At 67.7% G+C, this 20,328-nt stretch carries 22 protein-coding genes and 1 tRNA gene; 11 read left to right on the forward strand and 12 right to left on the reverse strand.

The genetic code is table 11. The features are described 5' to 3' along the window. Positions 1-251 precede the first annotated feature (251 nt). Together GVY64_RS25080 and GVY64_RS25085 are read right to left on the reverse strand one after the other, a co-directional pair. Positions 252-1,505 (reverse strand): pyridoxal phosphate-dependent aminotransferase, encoded by a 1,254-nt coding sequence (locus GVY64_RS25080; RefSeq protein WP_159846116.1) that lies wholly within the window; start codon positions 1,503-1,505, stop codon positions 252-254. A gap of 100 nt (positions 1,506-1,605) precedes the next feature. Further along, the gene (locus GVY64_RS25085) at positions 1,606-2,943 is read right to left on the reverse strand and encodes a helix-turn-helix domain-containing protein (RefSeq protein WP_159846119.1); all 1,338 of its coding nucleotides are present in this window, start codon (positions 2,941-2,943) and stop codon (positions 1,606-1,608) included. Between the two features lie 230 nt (positions 2,944-3,173). Here GVY64_RS25085 and GVY64_RS25090 point away from each other — a divergent pair, with 230 nt between their 5' ends. After that, positions 3,174-3,623: a hypothetical protein gene (locus GVY64_RS25090; protein ID WP_063016495.1), complete on the forward strand. Its 450-nt coding sequence runs from the start codon at positions 3,174-3,176 to the stop codon at positions 3,621-3,623. Between the two features lie 74 nt (positions 3,624-3,697). On the opposite strand, the gene dcd is transcribed toward GVY64_RS25090, so the two are convergent. Beyond that, entirely contained in the window at positions 3,698-4,297 is a 600-nt protein-coding gene (gene dcd, locus GVY64_RS25095) for a dCTP deaminase (RefSeq protein WP_159846122.1), read from the reverse strand. Positions 4,298-4,409: 112 nt separating this feature from the next. Here dcd and GVY64_RS25100 point away from each other — a divergent pair, with 112 nt between their 5' ends. From GVY64_RS25100 to GVY64_RS25115, 4 genes are all read left to right on the forward strand, one after another. Further along, positions 4,410-5,183 (forward strand): SDR family NAD(P)-dependent oxidoreductase, encoded by a 774-nt coding sequence (locus tag GVY64_RS25100; protein WP_159846125.1) that lies wholly within the window; start codon positions 4,410-4,412, stop codon positions 5,181-5,183. 316 nt (positions 5,184-5,499) lie between these two features. Continuing rightward, complete coding sequence (locus GVY64_RS25105; protein ID WP_159846128.1) at positions 5,500-6,222, forward strand: phosphatase PAP2 family protein; 723 nt, start codon at positions 5,500-5,502, stop codon at positions 6,220-6,222. Positions 6,223-6,463: 241 nt separating this feature from the next. After that, positions 6,464-6,537 (forward strand) — tRNA-Gly (locus GVY64_RS25110). Positions 6,538-6,717: 180 nt separating this feature from the next. Next, complete coding sequence (locus GVY64_RS25115) at positions 6,718-7,419, forward strand: 2'-5' RNA ligase family protein (protein ID WP_159846130.1); 702 nt, start codon at positions 6,718-6,720, stop codon at positions 7,417-7,419. Between the two features lie 4 nt (positions 7,420-7,423). On the opposite strand, the gene GVY64_RS25120 is transcribed toward GVY64_RS25115, so the two are convergent. Further along, complete coding sequence (locus GVY64_RS25120) at positions 7,424-8,866, reverse strand: transcriptional regulator (RefSeq protein ID WP_159846133.1); 1,443 nt, start codon at positions 8,864-8,866, stop codon at positions 7,424-7,426. Positions 8,867-8,893: 27 nt separating this feature from the next. On the opposite strand from GVY64_RS25120, the gene GVY64_RS25125 reads away from it, so the two are divergent. Genes GVY64_RS25125 through GVY64_RS25145 form a run of 5 tightly spaced genes read left to right on the forward strand, consistent with a single transcriptional unit; the run spans position 8,894 to position 10,450 of the window. After that, entirely contained in the window at positions 8,894-9,199 is a 306-nt protein-coding gene (locus GVY64_RS25125) for a hypothetical protein (RefSeq protein ID WP_159846136.1), read from the forward strand. After that, a complete protein-coding gene (locus GVY64_RS25130; RefSeq protein ID WP_159846139.1) occupies positions 9,199-9,423 on the forward strand; it encodes a hypothetical protein in 225 nt (74 codons plus the stop codon). The genes GVY64_RS25125 and GVY64_RS25130 overlap by 1 nt, the downstream gene beginning before the upstream one ends. After that, positions 9,420-9,746 carry a hypothetical protein gene (locus tag GVY64_RS25135; protein WP_159846142.1) on the forward strand — a complete coding sequence of 109 codons (327 nt, stop codon included), beginning with the start codon at positions 9,420-9,422 and terminating at the stop codon, positions 9,744-9,746. Before GVY64_RS25130 ends, GVY64_RS25135 begins: the two co-directional genes overlap by 4 nt. Before the next feature lie 41 nt (positions 9,747-9,787). Continuing rightward, entirely contained in the window at positions 9,788-10,243 is a 456-nt protein-coding gene (locus GVY64_RS25140; RefSeq protein ID WP_159846145.1) for a hypothetical protein, read from the forward strand. A gap of 12 nt (positions 10,244-10,255) precedes the next feature. After that, positions 10,256-10,450 carry a hypothetical protein gene (locus GVY64_RS25145; protein ID WP_159846148.1) on the forward strand — a complete coding sequence of 65 codons (195 nt, stop codon included), beginning with the start codon at positions 10,256-10,258 and terminating at the stop codon, positions 10,448-10,450. A gap of 93 nt (positions 10,451-10,543) precedes the next feature. Here the strand turns inward: GVY64_RS25145 and GVY64_RS25150 are convergent, their stop codons facing one another. The 6 genes from GVY64_RS25150 to GVY64_RS25175 all read right to left on the reverse strand — a co-directional run bounded on the left by GVY64_RS25150 (position 10,544) and on the right by GVY64_RS25175 (position 16,904). After that, positions 10,544-11,656, reverse strand: coding sequence for a methyltransferase (locus GVY64_RS25150; RefSeq protein ID WP_159846151.1), 1,113 nt, complete (start codon positions 11,654-11,656; stop codon positions 10,544-10,546). Positions 11,657-12,002: 346 nt separating this feature from the next. Continuing rightward, positions 12,003-12,518, reverse strand: a complete 516-nt coding sequence (locus GVY64_RS25155) for a flavin reductase family protein (RefSeq protein WP_159846154.1) — start codon at positions 12,516-12,518, stop codon at positions 12,003-12,005. Beyond that, positions 12,511-13,026 carry an NADPH-dependent FMN reductase gene (locus tag GVY64_RS25160; RefSeq protein WP_159846157.1) on the reverse strand — a complete coding sequence of 172 codons (516 nt, stop codon included), beginning with the start codon at positions 13,024-13,026 and terminating at the stop codon, positions 12,511-12,513. Before GVY64_RS25160 ends, GVY64_RS25155 begins: the two co-directional genes overlap by 8 nt. An 11-nt stretch (positions 13,027-13,037) precedes the next feature. After that, positions 13,038-14,255: an SfnB family sulfur acquisition oxidoreductase gene (locus GVY64_RS25165; RefSeq protein ID WP_159846160.1), complete on the reverse strand. Its 1,218-nt coding sequence runs from the start codon at positions 14,253-14,255 to the stop codon at positions 13,038-13,040. Next, positions 14,255-15,370 (reverse strand): dimethylsulfone monooxygenase SfnG, encoded by a 1,116-nt coding sequence (gene sfnG / locus GVY64_RS25170; RefSeq protein WP_159846163.1) that lies wholly within the window; start codon positions 15,368-15,370, stop codon positions 14,255-14,257. The genes GVY64_RS25165 and sfnG overlap by 1 nt, the downstream gene beginning before the upstream one ends. 127 nt (positions 15,371-15,497) lie before the next feature. Further along, complete coding sequence (locus GVY64_RS25175) at positions 15,498-16,904, reverse strand: styrene monooxygenase/indole monooxygenase family protein (RefSeq protein WP_159846166.1); 1,407 nt, start codon at positions 16,902-16,904, stop codon at positions 15,498-15,500. Between the two features lie 98 nt (positions 16,905-17,002). Between GVY64_RS25175 and GVY64_RS25180 the strand changes: the two genes are divergently transcribed. Next, entirely contained in the window at positions 17,003-17,485 is a 483-nt protein-coding gene (locus GVY64_RS25180) for a GAF domain-containing protein (protein ID WP_159846168.1), read from the forward strand. 62 nt (positions 17,486-17,547) lie between these two features. On the opposite strand, the gene GVY64_RS25185 is transcribed toward GVY64_RS25180, so the two are convergent. Then, positions 17,548-18,981, reverse strand: coding sequence for an LLM class flavin-dependent oxidoreductase (locus GVY64_RS25185; protein ID WP_159846171.1), 1,434 nt, complete (start codon positions 18,979-18,981; stop codon positions 17,548-17,550). Beyond that, positions 18,978-20,201 (reverse strand): acyl-CoA dehydrogenase family protein, encoded by a 1,224-nt coding sequence (locus tag GVY64_RS25190; protein WP_159846174.1) that lies wholly within the window; start codon positions 20,199-20,201, stop codon positions 18,978-18,980. Before GVY64_RS25190 ends, GVY64_RS25185 begins: the two co-directional genes overlap by 4 nt. Between the last annotated feature and the right edge of the window lie 127 nt (positions 20,202-20,328).

Raw genomic sequence — 20,328 nt, forward strand, 5'->3', positions numbered from 1 at the left:
GGCGGAGAGCAGGGGGATGTCTCCGCCGCCCGCAGGGCAGGCGGCCCAGGGGGGTAGGCGGCCTAACCCGAGGTCGGATATGCCCAGGGGGGGTAGGCAATCCGACCAGGCACTCAGAGTGCCGAGGACCACTGTACACAAAAGTACTTCTTTTGCGCTAGCTAGTCGCCAAATCCGACAGGTATCCGTACATCGAGTTTGTTTCCGGGCCGGAAGCGGGGCGATTATATTGACAACCGCCGCTCTTCCCACTATTGGCGATAGCTGGCGAGGAAGTTGCCGAAGCGTTCGATCGCGACCGCCAGATCCCGGGCCCAGGGCAGCGTGACGATCCGGAGATGGTCGTGGTGCGGCCAGTTGAAGCCGGTGCCCTGCACCATCAGGATCTTCTCCTGCAGCAGCAGATCCAGGATCAGCTTCGAGTCGTCGTAGATCTCGTACACGTTCGGGTCCAGCTTCGGGAACGCGTACAGCGCGCCCTTCGGCTTCACACACGACACTCCGGGAATCGTGTTCAACCGCTCCCAGGCGACATCGCGCTGCTCGAGCAACCTGCCGCCGGGCAGGATCAGATCCTCGATGCTCTGATGACCGCCGAGGGCGACCTGAATCGCGTGCTGCGCGGGCACGTTCGGACACAACCGCGAGGAGGCGAGCAGGTCGATGCCCTCCAGGAATCCGGCCGCGTGCTCCTTCGGGCCGGTGATCGCCAGCCAACCCGAGCGATAGCCGGCCACCCGGTAGGCCTTGGACAACCCGTTGAAGGTCAGGCACAACAGGTCGGGCGCCACGGTGGCCAGCGAGATGTGCTTGGCGTCGTCGTAGAGGATCTTGTCGTAGATCTCGTCGGCGAGCAGCAACAGCTGGTGCTTGCGCGCGAGGTCGGCGATCTGCTGGAGCACTTCGGCGGAGTACACCGCGCCGGTGGGGTTGTTCGGGTTGATCACCAGCAGCGCTTTGGTCTTGTCGGTGATCTTCGCTTCGATGTCGGCGATATCCGGCTGCCAGCCGTTGGCCTCGTCACAGAGATAGTGCACGGGAGTGCCGCCGGCCAGGCTGGTCATGGCGGTCCACAGCGGGTAGTCCGGGGCCGGGATCAGCACTTCGTCACCGTTGTCCAGCAGGGCCTGCATGGTGATGGTGATCAGCTCGGAGACGCCGTTGCCGAGGTAGACGCCGTCCACGTCGAGTTCGGGGAAGCCGGGCACGAGCTCGTAGCGGGTCACGATCGCGCGCCGCGCCGAGAGGATGCCCTTGGATTCGGAGTAGCCCTGCGCGTACGGCAGCGCCGCGATGATGTCGCGCATGATCACGTCCGGCGCCTCGAACCCGAACGGGGCGGGGTTGCCGATATTGAGCTTGAGGATGCGGTGGCCCTCGGCCTCCAGCCGTGCCGCGTGCGCGTGTACCGGTCCACGGATCTCGTAGACGACGTTCTGCAGCTTCGTGGACTGCTCCAGAACACGCGGGGGGCGGTGCGGATGATGAGGACTCACCCGTCCCATGGTGCCATCCGTCGCAACTGGATAAATCGCCTGTCCGAACCCGCCCGGGGCCGATCCGCCCGGGACGGCGGCCACGCCCCGGCCGGATGTGACGCGTCACTCAGTGAGCCGCGCCCGGCGGGATGCTCCTGGCCGCGGTGGAACCGCAGAATTCCTCGATCCGCTCGTCCAACCGGCGCGCCTCCACCGAGTCGCGGAAGGCCGAAGCCGCGATCCGCCTGCGTACACCCGTCAGCCGCTCCTCGAGCTGCGCGATGCGCTTGTCCTCGTCGAGCCCGAGCACCGGTTGCAGCGCCTCGGCCGCGCCGTCCAGGCTGCCGTTGATCAGGTGGGCGACCGCGCAATCGACCCTGGCCAGCGCCTCCGCGCCGTAAGAGCGCTGCTCGGAGGGCCCTTTGGAGTACAGCTCGATGGCGCGCTGGGTGGCGCCGAGCGCGGGCTCGGCCTGACCGAGGTGGATGTAGGTGGCCCCGGCGTAGTAGTTGGCCTTGGCGTCGTTGAAGCCGAAGACGCCGCCCACCTCGTCGTGCAGCGTGTCGGTCGCGGCGATCTCGCGGGCGTCGTCGGCCGCCCGCACACAGCGATCGGTGTCCGCGCCGCTGCCCAGCGCCGACCAGATGCGCGCCTCGATGTTGAGCAGGCGCACCTGCGCGGTCGCGGACTCGGCGAACTCCTGCCCGCTCTGGGCCAACTGGACCGCCCGGCGGGGGCGCTGCGACCAATACTCGATCAGCGCGTGCATGCCGCGCGTCCAGGCGCGAAGGCCGTTGTGCCCGCACAGTTCCGCGTAGGCCCACGCGGCCCGGGCCTGCTCGCCCGCCGCGTCGTAGTAGCCGAGGTCGGTGCTGGCGTTGGCGAGCAGGCCCGAGAGCGTGCCCGCCAGAAGATACAGATGACCCGTGTCTGCGGGCCGCTGATGGCCTTCCAGCAGCCGATACACCCGGCGGCGCACCCGCACCATTTCCACCATCATCGGCACCGGCGGAATACGCACGTAATCGTTGGCGATGCGCACGACATCCGCGTCGAGCTGTTCCAAAGTGCTCGCACCGACATTGGTGCTCTCGGCCTTGCCGGCGTGCTCGCTGGCCTCGTGGGCAGCCGCCATGATCAGATCCCTCTCCGAAATCGCTGCTAACGCAACACCTCTCATCGCACCGGCGTCTATGAGAGCCAAAAGGTCGGCGTCGCTCGAATAATGAACGCGGGCCGAGGCGTCGGCGCGCGCGTCGAATCCCGGCGGGACGGCTCGATCGCTCGAGGGCTGATCGATCAAGGCCGCGAACCGGGCCCGCACCACGTCGTCGGATCTGGCCAGGGAGGTGTCCAGAGCGGCCTGGTTGATCGGTCGTGGATGAACCCGGACGCCCCCGGCTTCCCACTTCGACACCAAGCGTTCGTGCACACCCAGATGGGCCGCGAATTCCCTGATACTCATCCGCTTGGCATCGCGAAGGGCGCGGGCCTCTTTGCCTGACCAATGCCTGACCACGGTGCCATCCCTTCCGAACGAACCCCTTCCAGAGTACGAGCGCTTTGTGAGCAGGGCCACAGGTGAAATGTGGTCTGCATCAAAGGCAGCGGAAGGGCAGCGGAAGGCGGGCAGGCGGGCGATACCGAATCACGGCATGAGCCGGGACCATTGAGTCGGAAGGCAAGGAGTTCGCCGTGAATGTCGAGAAGCTCAGAACCGTGGACGATTGGGTGGCGTTCTATCGGCACGAGTTCGGACTGCCGGTCACCGAGCGTGGCGGTTTCGCCATGCTGCCGATCACCGGCCGCGTTTGCGTCGTCCACCTGCCTACCGCGCGTGCCGAAAAGGTGCGCGCCGCACTGGAACAGCAGGGAACGAGGGGTCCCATGTTGGCCAGGCAGATCCGATGGAGTTTCCTCGCCGAGCCCGACAGTCGACCGGGACCACAGGTGCTCGAGGTGCTCAATCGGCTGGATATCGGCCTGCCCGCCGTCGGCAGCGCCGTGATGTTGCCGACCGGTCTCGGTCGCTGGACCCGGGAAGGGTGCTTCTGGGTCAGCCCGCCGAGCCGCGGTGACACGCTTCCTCCGCTGTCCGTCATCCTCACTACGGCGCTCGCGGTGGGAGCGGGCGGCGGGGACTGATCACCTCCGCGGTCAGATCCCCGCTGCCGTCCGCCGGGTCCGCTTCCCCAGTCGACGAAGCGGGCCCGGCGACGTCAGCGTGATTCGGCGGCGTCGATCGCGGCGGCCGGAATCGGGAAGTTGAGGTAGGACCGCGACGGAGTGGGTCCACGCTGGCCCTGATACTTGGAGCCCGCCACGGCGCTGCCGTAGGGGTGCTCGGCCGGGCTGGTCAGTCTGAGCAGGCACAACTGGCCGATCTTCATGCCCGGCCACAGCGTGATCGGCAGATTGGCCACGTTGGACAGCTCGAGCGTGATGTGCCCGCTGAAGCCGGGATCGATGAAACCCGCCGTCGAGTGGGTCAGCAGACCCAATCGGCCCAGGCTCGACTTGCCCTCCAACCGGCCGGCCAGGTCGTCCGGCAGGGTGCACACTTCGAGGGTGGAGCCCAGCACGAACTCGCCGGGATGCAGGACGAACGGCTCGCCTTCGGCCGGCTCCACCAGGCTGGTGAGTTCGTCCTGCCGCTGCGCGGGATCGATGTGGGTGTAGCGAGTGTTGTTGAACACCCGGAACATCCGGTCCAAGCGCACGTCGATGCTCGACGGCTGGATGAGGTTCTCCACCAGCGGCTCGACCCCGAGACGCCCAGCGGCGATCTCCGCGCGGATGTCACGATCGGAAAGCAGCACGCGACGAGCGTAGCGCCTGCTCGCCGGGACTCCTCCGCCGCACAGTGATATGGAGAGAACGATATCCTCGCATTCATTCGGGCAGCGCCGCCCGCGATCGAAGGGATGAACCATGACCGAGGGCTCGCTGTTCGACCTCACCGGCCACGTCGCCGTCATCACCGGAGGCAACTCCGGCATCGGTCTTGGATTCGCCCGTGGGCTCGCGAAAGCAGGCGCCGATGTCTGCGTCGTCGGCCGCAACAGCGAACGCAACGAGGCCGCCGCCGCCGAATTGCGCGAGTTCGGCGGGCGCGTGCTGGCGCTGAGCTGCGACGTGGGTGAGGAGCAGCAGGTGATCGACACCATGGGCCGCGCCACCGACGAACTCGGCCGCATCGACTCCTGCTTCGTGAACGCCGGTGTCAGTCAGGGTTTCATCCCGTTCGTGGAGACCGATCTCGCGGAATTCCGCCGGGTCACCTCCCTCAACCTCGACGCCGCGTTCGTGACCCTGCGCGAAGCGGCCAAGGTGATGCTCGCCCAAGGCGAGGGCGGCAGTCTGGTCGCCACCGCCAGCCTGGCCGCCCGCCAGGGCGTTCCGCGCGGGCAGTCCTACGCGGCCGGCAAGGCGGGGCTGATCGCCATGGTCAACTCGATCGCGGTGGAGCTGGCCAAACACGGCATCCGCGCGAACTCGGTGCTGCCCGGCTGGGTCGAGACACCGATGACCGAAGGGGCCTTCGCCTGGGACCGTTTCCGCGAACGGGTCCACCCCAGGATCCCGGTTCGCCGCTGGGGCATGCCGAGCGATTTCGAATCCGTCGCCGTCTACCTCGCCAGCCCCACCAGCGCCTACCACACCGGCGACACCCTCCTGATCGACGGCGGCTACAGCAAGTTCTGAGTCGGCGTCGGCCGCTGCTCGGACCCGCTCTGCCACGGCGGCCCGGCAGACGCTCGACACGACCAGCTGGACGCAGCGGGTCGTCGAGCACTGCTCGCCTACAACGGCACACAGGCGGCATGGACGCCGCTGCCGTGACCCGCGTGCGGCGCGATCGCCTCATCGCGCATCGCTGCCGTCCGGCGACGCCGGTCCATCGGCTCACGCCTGGACCGATGGCTCCGATCTTGCCGGCGATGGTCGGGTCGTCGGCGTGGTGTCGTCCCAGCTGGGAACGGCCCGGGTTACCTTCCAGCGCCGAAGATGGCAACGTGGAATGGTGACCTCCCCTCGCATTCGCAACGCTCTCGGGGTGCTCACCGCATTGCTGGTGGTGTGCGCCGCAGCTCTCACCGCAGGAGTGGTCGGGAATCGCGGCCCCGGCGGAGTCGATCGAGGCATCGCCGACTGGGCCGTCGCGCACCGTATCGACGCGCTGACCCCGGCCGCGGTGGTGATCAGCGTCCTGGGCGGAACGCTCGCCATGACCGCCCTGGCCACCGCGACCTGCCTGGTGCTGACCTGGCGGCGGCGCTGGACGTCGGCGGCGCTCGTCGCGATCACCGGGCTTGGCGGCGGCTTACTCGTTCGCGGCGGCAAGCGCCTGACCGACCGGGACCGCCCGCCCGTCGAGGATCACCTGATCAGCGTCTCCAACCAGGCCTATCCCTCCGGACACAGCATGGGCTCGTTCGTCGTGGTCGGCATCGTCCTGGTGGTCGCGCTGCCCAGCGTGCACGGCCCCGCCCTCCGCGCGTGCACCGCCGTCGCCGCCGCACTGTTCGTCCTCACGGTCGGCCTGTCCCGTATCTACCTCGGCGTCCACTGGACCACGGATGTCCTCGCCGGCTGGTGCTTCGGCGCGCTCTGGCTCATCCTCTGCCTGACGGTGTACTGGTACTTGGTGCGTTCCGAGCGAGAGTCGACCACGTCTCCCGACGACCTTTCCAGCACGGGACCCGGCGATGTCGAGGCTTCATCGACCTCTGGAGCGAAATAGACCGCATTCAGCGTGCGGAGTCGGATGAGATCTGACGACATCCCTGTCGACCGACGCGGCCGGCCGAGCCGACAGCTCGACACGATGGCGATCAACCGGACAGGAAGCGACGCGAACTCCGAAGACCGAGTCGCCGCCCGACCGCACGGGGGATCATTACCCCAGGTCAACGGCTTCTAGCTGGACTTTTCCCACCCCACGCGCGGCTTCTGCTACAGTCTCGGTTGGCACATCCGCCTCTGCCGATGTAGTTCAATGGTAGAACTTCTGCTTCCCAAGCAGACAGCGCGGGTTCGATTCCCGTCATCGGCTCCACCGAAAACCCGCCCTGCCCAGGGCGGGTTTTCGTTTGCGACCGTCAGGCGAGTAGGGAACCGCATCCAAGCTGTGCCCAACACACTTTTGCAGTGGTGTGCGGTCGAATCGGGCGAAACAGTCCGGGTCAGGCGGATTTGTTGCCGGATATGGTCGCTCGTTGATCCGTACACTCACGGCGTGGTTCCCACCAAGCGTCCATTCCCGCTGCTGCAACCCGCATCTGCGTCCGACCCTTCGGCCATTCGTTCCAACGATTGGACGGCGTTCCGTCAGCTCGGGGATCTGTATGACCACTGGACCCTCAAGTCATGGGCGCCCGGGCAGTCCGGCTACTACTGGTACCTCACCTTCGATGATCCGGCGCTGACCGATCTCGCCGAGAGATGCCAGAAGACTCTCGCCGACGACGGGATCGACCCGGTTCCGCTCGACGCCCTGCACATGACACTGCTGAACGTCGGCAAGGTCGGCGATGTCTCCGGCGAACAGCTCGCGGGTATCACCGCCGCAGCGCGTTCACGGCTGGTCGACATCGCGCCGTTCGACGTCGAGGTCGGGCCGCTCACCGGCTCCCGTAGCGCGCTGCGATTCTCGGTAGCCCCATGGGACAACTTGTTCAGGCTGCATCGTGCCGTTCGCGAGGCGACCGCAGTGCACCGGCCGACGAGCCGCATCGCCGAGACGACCGAGTTCCGGCCGCACCTCGGAATCGGCTACATCAACCGCCCCCAGAACGCTGCGGCGCTGATCGCCGAGGTGGCCGCGCTGCGAGATCTGCCGCCGGTGAGCGTGCGCGTGAACAAGGTCGATCTCGTCGAGCTGCGCCGCGACGGCCGCCGGTATCGCTGGACCCAGTGTGCCGTGCTCCCGCTCGGCTGAGCCCCTACCCCTGCGGTGCCGAGAACTCCCGCGCGGAAGACGACCACTCCTGCAGGAAGCCGAGGTACTCGCCGGACCCGCGGGCCGGGCTCGCACCGATGATCGCGCCGAGTTCGTGTGCCCGCTGCCAGACCGAGCGGATCGGCCGGTCGCGGGACGCTTCGAGCGCCTCGATTCCCAGGCGAACAGCGCGCTCGACGTCACGACGACCGGCGCCGAGCATCGCCGCAGCCATGTCGAGCCGCACCAGAGACCGGCTCCACACCGAATCGGACTCGGCGACCAGGTCTTCGACCTGCTGGCCGTAGTCCAGGCAGCGCTGATACTCCCCTGCAGAGAGGAATGCGGTGGCCGCGTTCGCCATCAGCCGCGCCTCGCCGTATGCCTCGAAGGTCAATGCGGGCGTGAGTCCGGGTCCCGTGTCGAGCGTCGCCGCAGTGGTGGTTGCCGCGTCGATCGCCGCAGCGACACCAGCCGAGTCCCCGACTTTGCCGAGCGCGCGCGCCAATCCGTTCGAGTACAGGCGAATGGATTGCGGCCCACCGTTGGCTAGGTCCAATCCCTCATAGGCGGCCCGGACCGCAGCCGCGTAATCGCCTTGGTAGTAGGCACAGAAGCTCTCGGTGCCCTTCACCCACGCCTGCAGGTCGGTGTCGCCGAGCAACTCGCCGATGACGAACGCCTCGCGGCAGTACATCCGGGCGTGCCCGAATCGCCCGCGGTTGACCGCCATGTAGCCGAGCACGCCCGACAGGCGGGCGGCGATCGAGTAAAGCATGCGAAGTTGAGCGGGGTGACGGCGCTGCCCGAGCATCACTTCGACTTGGTGGCGCGCCGAGACCACTTCCGGGGCCAATCGGCGCGGCCCCTCCAGCTCGTAGCGGTCGACAATGTCATCGACTGCCAGCGACAGGACGTCGATCACACTGCCGTCCGCGTCGAGTTCGGAAAGTCCCTGGACCCGCCGCGCGATATCCGTTGGCGACTCGAAGGTGTCGGCCACCGTCCGCATGTGAGTTGGTCGTGAGCCCGGCATCAATGCAGCTTCGAACCGCGCCCGCTCAGAATCGGTGAGCCGGTCGAGCATGGTGTCCATGGCCGCGGCGTACTTGCCTGACAGCTCTATGGTCTGTCGCCGACCTTCCCACTTGCGCACCGCCGCGACGGTGAACCCCAGGATCTCGGCGAATTCCAGCTGACTGACACGCAGCGCCGCGGTGCGCAATGCACGAACCTCGACCCCCGTCCACTTGGTCACGATCATCTGATCTGGCCCATCTGTGCGTCCGTCCGTGAACGCCAGCGTAGATGTTCCGTAGTAGTCGCGTGGATTCAATTGCCTGCATTTCCGCTGGAAAGTGCTGGTAGGCACCCGACGCCGGGTGATGCCAGTCCATCGGCAGCGCTGACCCCCAGTCGATGGCGAGAGCCCCGGCGCCGGGTGCACACCAACGCACCCAGCAGCGAGGACGGTATGACCGCAAAGGCAATCGGGGCCCTGCAGAAGGACTTCGCAGAAGACCCTCAGCTCGATGTTACGACAATCCTCGAACTAGCCGACCGAGGATTCACGCTCGTCGAGATGCTCTCGGCCGGTGACGAGATCGATCCCGATTGCGGCACCTGTTTACTCGCGCGGATCCTCTTGCACCGCGCGGCGGTCGTTGTGATCGCTGAGGCGCGTCACATGCCCGCGCCTGATGGACGAGGTCACCGCGGTATGCAGCGTGGTCACATCCGTCCAGAAGACCCTGGCCACGTGCAGTACCCGGAGGAGTGATGGAACCTCATGCCTCGGCCGAACTCGACGCCGTACGCGCCATCTTCACAGCCGACGACGCCGCCAAGCTCGCTATCGCCCGCAAAGACGGCCCGCTGTGGATGGCTGTGGACAAGTCGCAGACATGGGCTTTGGTCGACGAGTACGGCACTCCGGGCGACGAATTCACCATCGTCGGTACCGCTTTCGGCACGCCAGAGCTGAACGAGGGGGACGCCGAGTGAACGGGTGGGTCGCATTCGCAATCGGGCTCGGTGCCGCGCTCATGGTGATGGTGCCCGTGGTCGCGGCCACGATGTGGTGGCAGGTTCCCGCCGACCGCGAGGCCGCCAAGACGCGCATCACCGAGCAGCGAACGCAAAACATGTTGCGGGCTAAGGATTTTCCGCACAATCCGCATGATCGCGATCTCGGTATCCACGAGGCGCACATGACAATGCAACGGCATCGCGGGTGCCGCGCAGACGAGTGTCCGCGTAAGGCGGCAGCGCGGCAAGTCTTGATCAGCGCGGGCCGGATGAAGCCTGACACCTCACGGGAGTACTGAGCGCGCAGGCCGCTCAGATAGAGGAAGGAATGGGGAACCTCATGCTGACTCGCTGTATCGCAATCATTCTCGTCGGAATACTCGGCTCTGCCGTGCTCGGCACGGCACCGGCCGAGGCTATGACCGGCATCCATACGGAGTTCATCGCCGCCAAATCCTGCGGTTTCGAATTCACCTACAGTCGGCCATCGGTGTACGCACCGAAGATCACGGGAAACGGCGTCGCCCAGTGCGACGGGCCACCCGAAGAGCACATCTTGACCCTGGCGCTGGAATACCAGCAAGGCGGTAGGTGGGTGAACGCCGCCCACATCACCGATGCCGCGATCCCGCCGGCCCCGCCGAAATCCAGGACATACGAGGTGAGCGCAGCATGTTACGCGGGCACCTGGCGTGTCAGTATGAGCGTGACAGGCCGCATCCAGGGCAACCCGTTCGTGTTCAGTGACCACTCGAGAACGCGCGATGTATCCACCAGCCAATGCCCGAGCCGATGAGAGGAATCTCCGGTGCCGAACTTCGACGTGAGCAAGTCCCGGGAATTGCGGGACAAGGTCCAACCGATCTACGAGGAAGTAGCGGCCCTGCTCGGTGCCGAACATCCAGCGGCGGTGTCGCTGCAACAGGCGGCAGCCGAACTCGCCGCCGCAGCGCCCGGCCCCCGAGACTATGGCGACCACGATCCGAATCACCCGATTACGTAAAACCCGAGGCGGCTGACGTCGATTGGCGCATAGCTGAGACGGCGTCGGCGCGGCGATAGGCGAATCGCGAGTAGACCCTCCGTCATGTGCCACTCAACGAGGTGCCAGGCGGTAGAGGGAGGTGGTTTCGCGGGTGCGGGCGTGGTGGAGGGGGGAGGTGGAGTCGTGGGCTCGGCGGTGGGTGGGGCGGGTGGTCAGTTGGGCGGTGATGTGGAGGCCTGCGGTTGTGATGCGGTGGAGGAGTTCACCGTGTGTGCGCAGACCGAGGCGTTCGGGCAGGTCGGAGAGGATCAGCCAGCCTTCGCCGCCTGGGTTCAGGTGGGCTGGGAGGCCGGACAGGAAGGCATGCAGCATGGACGAGTTCTCGTCGTAGACGCCGCTTTCCAGTACCGAGGTGGGCGTGCCGGGGAGCCAGGGCGGATTGCATACCACGAGGTCGGCCTTGCCGTCCGGGAAGAGAGCCGGGCCGCGCACGTCGACCGATGACATGCCCAGCCGGTCGAGGTTGGCGCGGGCGCAGGTCAGCGCACGAAGACTGTTGTCAGTGGCGATGATTCGCCGGATTCCACGACGGTCCAGGATCGCGGCGAGCACGCCGGTGCCCGTGCCGAGATCGAAGGCCGTCTCGGCCCGCGCGGGTAGCGGCGCGGACGCGACGAGATCGACGTACTCGCCGCGGACGGGGGAGAACACGCCGTAGTGCGGATGGATGCGATCATCGAGCGCGGGCACGTAAACGCCCTTCTCCCGCCACTGCGCCGCACCGAGCACGCCGAGCAATTCGGTGAGCGCAACCACCATGCGCCCGTGCGGCGCCCCGTACGCCTCGGTGCACGCGCCTCGCACATCGGGGGCGCGACGCAACGCCAGCGAATAGTCGTCTTCGAGGAGCACGAGCAACTTGCCGAGCACCTGCGCGCGCCGACGACGCGACGCGCGGTACCGCTGGAACGCTTCGGCCGGACCGTCGCCGAGGGAAATCCTCCGATCTATGCGACGCCCCATCGCACGCAGCAGTTGCCGAGCATTGTGGAAATCACCGCGCCACAGCAGACCGGTCCCGGCTCGCGCCGTTCGGCAAGCCGCGTCGGCGGTGATCCAGTCGTCCACCACCACAAGGGATTCGGGCGGCGGCGCGCCGTTCTCGGAATGCCAGCGGGCGGTCGGGCAGGTGTTGTGGTCTTCGGTCCAGCAAACGGTGGACACCGCGTACTCCTCATGATCGAACGTGCATGGGCACGACGAGCACTTCGCCGCGGAGTCGCGAAAAGACTGTGCGGCTATCGCACAGGGATCACCCGAGGTTCGTCTAGACCCGCGCCGAAGTGCGCGGGAAGTCGCCGAGAACCATGCCGAGCGTCATGACCGGACCTTTCCGTAAAGAGACACCAGAGTCTCCCACAGTCCTGATCGAGTGCGAAGTCCGGACCCTGAGACGACCGGCACCGGATGTCCGTCGCGGCGTCCCGAACGCCGCTCGAGTCGGCGATACGCGCACCCCGAGGGGCCGAGGAGGCACGTCCGTCAGTTACGGAGGAACGCGACGGCTACCTCAGGCCGCCCCGTTCGCCGGTTCGGCGTGCAACCGGCGGAACCTGCTGCCCTGGAAGACCAGCGGGTCGACGTCGGTGCGGGTGGCGATGCGGTGGATGCGGAGGATGACAACGGCGTGGTCGCCCGCGGGGACATGCGCTTCCTGGACGCCCTCGATCCAGGCGGAGGCGCCGTCGATGAACACGGCGTCGCCCGAGCCGCGGTGCAGCTGGATGTCGCGGAAGCGGTCGCCGTCACGGGTGCCGAGGGAGCGGGCGGCGGCCTGCTGATCGGTACCGAGCAGGCTGAGGCCGAGGTGGCTCGCGGCGGCGAGCTTGGGCCAGGTGGCCGAGGAGTTCTGCACGCAGAATGAAACCAGCGGCGGATCCAGCGAGACGGGAACGAACGTGCTCACCGCGAGACCGTGCGGCACGCCGTCGATCTCGGCGCACACCGCGACGACACCGCTGGGGAAATTGGCGAACGCGCGACGCAGACCGGCTCCGTCGGCGGGGAATTCGAACAGGTCATGCATGATTCGCAGCCTTCGAGCTGTGGGCCAGTGCCTGGGCGACCGAACGCCACCGACCACTGTACCGGTCGATGACGCCGTCTTCGGCGAATGTGCGATCGGACAGGTAGAGCCCGGGCAACGCGGCGGTGGCCCCGATTTCGACGAGCACGGGCTTGAGCAACAGGTCGGGCGCGAGGGCGTGGGCCGGTCCCGCCCCGAGCATCACCGGGACCGCGAGCACGCCTGCCAACCCGGTTCCGCCTTCGAACTGTTCGAGGAACAGTTTCAGCAACCCCGTATAGGTGGCCTTGAAGGTCGGGCTGGCGAAGACCACGAGTTCCGCGCCCGCCACGGTGCGCACCGCCTCGGCCACGGCCGGATCACCCCAGCTGAGCAGACCGGGACCGAACTCGACCAAGTCGATCACGGTGGGTTCCACTTCCGGCCGCAGTCCCTCGGCGACCAAGGTGGCGGCGGTCAGGGTGCGGGAGGCGGGTTTCGGATTGCCGACGACGACAGCAACTGTCATTTCGTCTCCTTTCAGATCACACCGTGCAGCGGCGGCGCGGCGTCGTGCAGCAGGGCCCTGCCGATGTGCTGGTATTTCCAGCGCACGGGATCGTGCAGGGTGTGCGTGCGCGCGTTGCGCCAGAAGTGGTGCAAGTTGAGATCCGCTGCGGCACTGCGCGTTCCGCTGACCTCGAACAGCGCGGCGGACACGTCGTTGGCGGCGCGATCGGCGAGGACCTTGGCGGTCGCGACGGCCAGCGACGCCTGGGCGATGTTCGCGGCGCTCGGATCGGTCCTGGTGGCCGCGTCCACCGCCCATCCGGCGGACGAGAGCGTCGCCTCCGCGGCGGTCACCGCGACGGACAGCTCGCCGAAGCGCTGGATCAGCAGCGGATCGTCCACCGCGTTCGCCACCCCCGCCTCGAACCACGGACGGCTTTGCGTGCGCACGAAATTCGTGGCCGCGCTCAGCGCACCCCGGGCGATGCCGGTGTCGATGGCGGCGTGCAGCAGCTGTGCGAACGCGCCGTAGCCGGTGGGCGCGCGCACCGCGCCCGAGCGGGGAATCACCTGGTCACGGTCGACCAGCACCTCGTCGAAGGAAACCGTTCCGCTGCCGGTGGTGCGCTGTCCGAGGCCGTTCCAGTCGTCCACGACCTGCACGCCCGGCGTGTTCGCGGGCAGGTAGGCGATGTACTCCCCGGGCTCGAGACCGCTGCGTTCCTCGGGATCGTCCAGCCGGGCAAGCACCGCGAACAGGTCGGCGAACAGCGATCCGGTGCAGTAGTACTTCACGCCGTCCACCCGGAACCGGTCGCCGACCGGCCGCAACGTGGTCGCGATCTCGGCGACGGTCGCGCCGCCTCGCTCCGACTGCGCGTTGGCGATGCGCCCACCGTCGAGCACCCGTCCGAAGTACCGCTCCTGCTGCTGCGGCGTACCCGCGAGCCGCAGCAGGTTCACGTAGACGAAATGGCTGTGCGGGATCTGCGCGATATTGGGATCGGCCGTGGCGAGAATCCGGGTCACTTCCGTGACCACGCTCGGCGGCAGGTCCGCGCCGCCGTAGGCCGCGGGGACGGTGACCGCGAGCAAACCGCTGGCCGCCAGCCGATCGACCTCCGGGTACGGCAGCACACGATCCCGGTCGCGCTCCGCGGCGCCCGACGCGAAGTCGGCCGCGAGCCGCTGCGCGACCGCGAACGCCTGTGCCGCCGACAGAATGCGATCGGCGGCGACCGCGGTCATCAGTTCACCGCCGCGACAGGCCGCTGCGCGGCTTCCAGCTCGCGCACCAGCGGGAGCACCTTCGCGCCGAAGTACTCGATCTCCTCCTGGAAGTGCAGGAAACCGCCGAGGATCAGATCGACGCCGAGCTGCTTGTAGGCGACGATCCGCTCGGCCACCTGCTCCGGCGTGCCGATCAGCTGGGTGCGGAAACCGTCGTTGTACTGCACCAGGTCCTCGAACGTGGAGTCGGCCCACATGCCCTTGCGGTCCTGGGTGGACGCGCCCGCCTGCTGCACCGCGTCGCGGAAGCCCTCCACTGCTGGCTTGTTCGCCTTCGCGATGATCTCGCGCAGGGTGTCGCGGGCTTCCTTCTCGGTGTCGCGGGCGATGATGAAGCCGTTGAGCCCGAACTTGACCTCGCGGTCGTTGGCGCGGGCGACAGCGCGCAGGTCGTCGAGCTGTTCGGTGACGCCGTCGAAGTCCTTGCCGTTGGAGAAGTACCAGTCGGCGTAGCGGCCGCCGTTGCGCCGGGCGGCGGTGGAGTTGCCGCCTTGGAAGAGTTCGGGATTCGGCCGCTCGGGGGTGTTCAGCGGTTTCGGCTTCAAGGTGAAATCCCGGATGCGATAGAAATCGCCGCCGTAGTTCACGTTGTCCTCGGTCCAGATCTTGCGGATCACCTCGAGGAATTCCGCGCTGCGGCGGTAGCGTTCGTCGTGCTCGAGCCACGGCTCGCCGAGCGCGGTGAACTCGCCGGCGAACCAGCCGGAGACGACGTTGATGGCGAACCGGCCATTGGACAGGTGGTCGGCGGTGGCGCCGAACTTCGCCAGCACCGCGGGGTGCCACAGCCCGGGATGCACCGCCGCGATGACCTTCAGCCGTTCGGTCGCACCGAGCAGCGCGAGACTGAACGAGGTGGATTCGTGCTGGTACTCCGCGCCGTAGGAGGCGGTGTAGCGCACCTGGGACAGCGCGTAGTCGAAGCCGTTGTTCTCCGCGGTCTGCGCGAGCTTCTTGTTGTATTCGAAATCCCAGCCGGTGCGCTGTTCGATGTCGCTGGTGACCAGTCCCCCGCTGACGTTGGGCACCCAGTAGGCGAATCGGATCTGCTCGGCGATCTGCTCCGTGGTCATAGCTGCTCCATGGTTATCGGGGGTAGCCGTCGGATCGGAGGCCGGACGCCACGCGTGCGTCCGGCGCTCCTTCCACTCCAGCACCGGCCCCCGGACGGGACGAGGTTTTGAATCTGTGCGATTCGGATCAGGCGTCGGCGAGGGCCGGCGAGTAGGTCGACCTGGCGAACTCGCCCGCCGGGGCGAAACGGCCCAACAACGCGGCGGCGTCCTCGCCGGTGACCCGCGTAATGAACTCGCCGACCGCTTCCGGCGAGTCCACCGCGAGGAAGGGCTGCGGGCGGTGCAGCAGCCCGACCAGCGCCGAGGCGAACGCCGGATCCACGGCCGCCGCGGCGAAGAACGCGTTGCCGACCTCGGCCAGCTCGGGATCGCTGAGGAACAGCCTGGTCACCTTGTTGGCGGCGTCGGCGCGGGCGGCCAGGAAGGCGGCGTACTGCCGCGCGATCCACGCCTCGTCGAACGGCCCTTCGTGCACGGCGGCCGCCGCGACCAACCGCTGCGCCTGGATGAGGCCGCTCTGCGCGCCCTGCCCGGCGATCGGGTCGTAGGCGATGGCGGTGTCACCCAGTGCGGCGACCACGTGCCCGCCCGCGGTGCGCCCGAACCCCGACCGCACGACCGGGCGCACCGCGCCCTTCAGCCACGAGTGCGGGTCCTCGGGGATGGTCTTGGTGGCCAGTACCTCCGGCAGGTCCCAGTCGATGTAGTCGCGGTAGAGGTCCTGGACGATCCGGTGCGCCGACTCCGCGGAGTCCGCCGCGGCGAAACGCTTCTCCCAATCGCTGCCGGGACGCGCCCAGCCGAGGAACGCCCAGCCGAGGAACGCCCAGCTCGGCCCCGCATCCTTGTGCAGGTACGGGCCCCACCACCCTTCACCCTGGTCGGCGAGGATGGAGAAACCGCTGTGCGCGCCGCCCGCCACGCTGCGATGGGCGAAGACGTTCTCGTCGTGGCCGAGTCCGGTCACGACGACGGTGAGCAGCGAGCGCTGCGGCGCGTCGTAGGGGGTGCGCTGCGGGTCGACGGGGAACAGGTCCGAAAGCCCGCCACGTCCGGTCGCGACCAACGTGAGGTCGTTGGCGGCGGCGATGCCGTCGAGTGTCTCCGGCGTCACCGGTTCGACCAGGAACCGGCCGCCGCGCTCGCGGAACGCGGTGAGCCGCTCGTCGGCCTTGAGCCGGGTGTCCACCGCGACGCCGACGTATCCGTCGAAATGACCGTCGAATTGGATCAACTCGGGACGGTCGGGGCCGGGTCCGGCGATGCGCACGCTCAAGCCGGTGTGCCGGGGCGCTCGCGCGGTGTAACTGTCCAATCCGAGCGCGGCCTCGGCCTGCTGGGTCTCACCGAATTCGAGGGCGGTACCGGTGGCGGGCACGTCGTCGCGCAGAGCGCGCTGATCGCGCTCGCTGTAGAGCGTGACGTCGAAACCGGCGTCGAGAAGTCCTAGCGCCGCAGTGACGCCGGTCTGTCCGGCACCGATAACCGCGGCCGAACGAGTGGAACGGGAAACGGATTGCTGCGAAGTCATGCAGGGATGATGCGATGGCCGCACGGTGCTCGCGGAGTGTTGCGATCATCGAGAATCAATGGGCAGACAGCGAATTCCCAGCGCGTACCATTCGGGCCATGTCGTTCGTCGTCGCCGAACTCACCGGAGACCGTACCGAGCAGTATCGCCAGCTGGCCGCCCAGGCCGAAGCGCTGGTCGCGGGCGAGACCGACCGCATCGCCAACGCCGCCAATCTCGCCGCGCTGGTATTCCACGCGCTACCGAATGTGAATTGGGTGGGTTTCTATTTCTACGACGGCCGCGAACTGGTCGTCGGCCCGTTCCAAGGTCGACCCGCGTGCGTGCGCATCGCCTTGGGGAAAGGCGTGTGCGGCACCGCGGCGCGGACCAGGGCAACCCAACTCGTGCCCGACGTACACGCATTCGACGGGCACATCGCGTGCGACGCCGACACACGTTCGGAAATAGTCGTTCCGCTGGTCCGGGATGATGTGCTGATCGGAGTATTCGATCTCGATAGTCCGCTGCCCGAGCGCTTCGACGAAATCGATCGGGCGGGGCTGGAGGCGATAGCCGAGATATTCCTCGCCGCGATCTGATTCGCGGACCCGAAATACCGGACGGCGCCGGACCACGAAGGCTCCGGCGCCATCCGAGCACGTTACGAGTTCGCCTCGACCGTCGCTCCCGGCCGCGAGACGGTGTCCGGCAGAGCCGTCGATCCCGCACCGCCCAGCCGGTAGCTCGCGCCCCGGTGGTCGGCGGGCAACCGGTCACCCGCACCGAACAGCGCGTTGCGCAGTGTGCCGGGCGCGTACTCCTCGGCATACGCGCCTCGGGCGGTCAGCACCGGAACCACGTGCCGGACAATGTCTTCGAACGTTCCCGGCGTGATCGCGTAGGCCAGGTTGAAGCCGTCGAGATCAGTTTCGGCGGCCCACTCCTGGAGCAGATCGGCGACCGTCTCCCCCGATCCGACGAACACCGGCCCCATACCCCCGATGCCTGCCCACCTGCCGATGTCGCGGACGGTCCATTCCCGCCCGTCGTCGTCGAACTCCTGGAACGCCGCTACCGCCGACTGGATGGCGTTGCTCTGCACCTGACCGATCGGGTCATCGAGGTCGTAGCGGGACAGATCGATGCCCATCCAGCCGGACATGAACACCAGCCCGCCCTCGACGCTGGCATAGGACAGGTACTCCTCGTGCTTGCGTCGCGCCGCCTCGTCGGTCGCGTCGGTGACGATCGTCGCGAGCGCGTAGATGCGCGCCGCGTCACGAGCGCGGCCCGCCGCCTCCAGCGCGTCCCTGATCCGGGACACAGTCTGCGCCAGAACGCGTTTCGACGGACCGGCGATGAAGATGGCCTCGGCGTTCTCGGCCGCGAACCGCACGCCGCGCGGCGACGCGCCCGCCTGGTAGATCACCGGCGTCCGTTGCGGCGACGGCTCCGACAGGTGGATGCCGGGCACGGTGTAGTGCGTGCCGCGATGACCGATGTGGTGCACCTTGGCCGGGTCCACGTAGACGCCCGCGGCCGCGTCGCGGACCACCGCGTCGTCTTCCCACGAGCCTTCCCACAGCTTGTAGAGCACTTCTAGGTACTCGTCGGCCTGGTTGTAGCGCTCGTCGTGGTCGAGCTGGTCGGCCGCACCGAAATTGCGCGCAGCCGAGGGCAGGTAGCCGGTCACCACATTCCAGCCGAGCCTGCCGCTGGTGAGATGGTCGAGCGTGGACAGCCGCCGGGCGAACGGGTACGGATGCTCGAATCCGGTGCCGGTGGTGATGCCGAACCCGAGATGCTCGGTCACCGCGGCCATGGCGGAGACCAGCAGCAGCGGGTCGGCCACCGGGATCTGCGCGCCTTGCCGCAGCGCGGCGATGTCGTTGCCGCCGTAGACGTCGTAGGTGCCGAGGACGTCGGCGATGAAAATGCCGTCGAAGCGGCCGCGTTCCAGCAGTTTCGCCAGCTCGGTCCAGTAGCCGAGTTCCTTGTAGCGATGCGACCGGTCGTCCGGATGCCGCCACAGCCCGGGTGACTGATGGGCGACGCAGTTCATGTCGAAGGCGTTGAACCGGATCCGGCGGGTCACCGCGCGGCTCCCGGGGCCGGGGTGCGTTCGCCCGCGCTCCACGCGAACGGCAGGTCGGCGCCGTTGAGCAGGTGATCCCCGATCGCGCGCGCCTTCTGGATCGCCGGATTGTGCACCGAGATGGTGCGGGCGTTGCGCCAGTGCCGATCCAACCGCAGCTGTTCGGACACCACCGAAGCGCCGCCCACCTCGAACAGCAGCGACGTCGCGGGCAGCACCAGATCGATGACCGCCAGCTGCGCCCGAGCCGCCGCGAGTTCGGCCGCGACCAAGGCGCTCTCCTCCTTCGCGCCGCCGGCCAGCACCCCGTCGAGCACGTCGGCGACGGCGAGCACACTGGCCTCGGCGGCGAACGCGGCCGCCGAAAGGCGCCCGATCACCTGCTGCACCAGCGGGTCATGGCGCGGCAGATCGGCGGCGGAATGCGTGTAGCCCCTGGTGCGCGCGGCGACCCATGCCCGAATGTCGCGTTCGGCGCGCTTGGCGATGCCCGCGAGCACCGAGAGCTGGACCAGTTGCAGGTAGGAAGTCGCATAGGTGGGGCCGGGCGCACCGTAGCCGGGACCGAGAATCCGATCCTCGGTCACCACCACGTCGGTGAATTCCGTGGTGCCGCTGGCCGTCAGCCGCTGACCGAAGCCGTCCCAGTCGTCGTGCTGACGCACTCCCTCGGCGTTCGCGTCCACAAGGACCCCCACCCGCTCACCGTTCCGGTCGGCGGCGGCCAGGATGTAGTCCGCGTAGAGCGATCCCGTGCTGTAGTACTTCACGCCGTTGAGCAGCCAACGCCCGCCGTCCTCGGTCAGCGTGGTGCGGTAGCGGTCCACCGCGCCGACGCCCGGTTCGGTGATCGCGTTTCCCACCAGGGTGCCTCCGGCCGCCGCGCGCAACCAGCGCTCCCGCTCCGGCCCATGCTCGGCCAGCAGTTGATCCTCGACGAACGAGAAGTGCACTCGCAGCGCCTGCGGCAAGTTCGATTCGGCTGCGGCGAGTTCGATGAGCAATCGGAACAGCTGCCGGACGGTGACGCCGTACCCGCCGAACTCGACCGGAACGCGTAGCGCGCCGAATTTCGCCGCGCGCAACTCGCCGACTTCGTCGTAGGGCAGGGTGCGATCGATCTCCCGTGCCACGGCGCCTTGGGCGATCCGGTCGAAGATCGGGCCGAAGATCGCATCCAGTTCGGCATCGGTGGTGGATTGGGCCTCGGTGGTCGTCATCAGCCCACGATCGCGCACCCCGTCCGGTCGCTCACGGGTTGCACGCAGCGCGATCGGAATCCAGGACCGCGCCCGGCGTCAAACGTCCCGGACCGCCTGACCGGCCCCGAGAACCGTTTCCGGCGAC

Source organism: Nocardia sp. CY41 (assembly GCF_009829325.1).
GTDB lineage: Bacteria > Actinomycetota > Actinomycetes > Mycobacteriales > Mycobacteriaceae > Nocardia.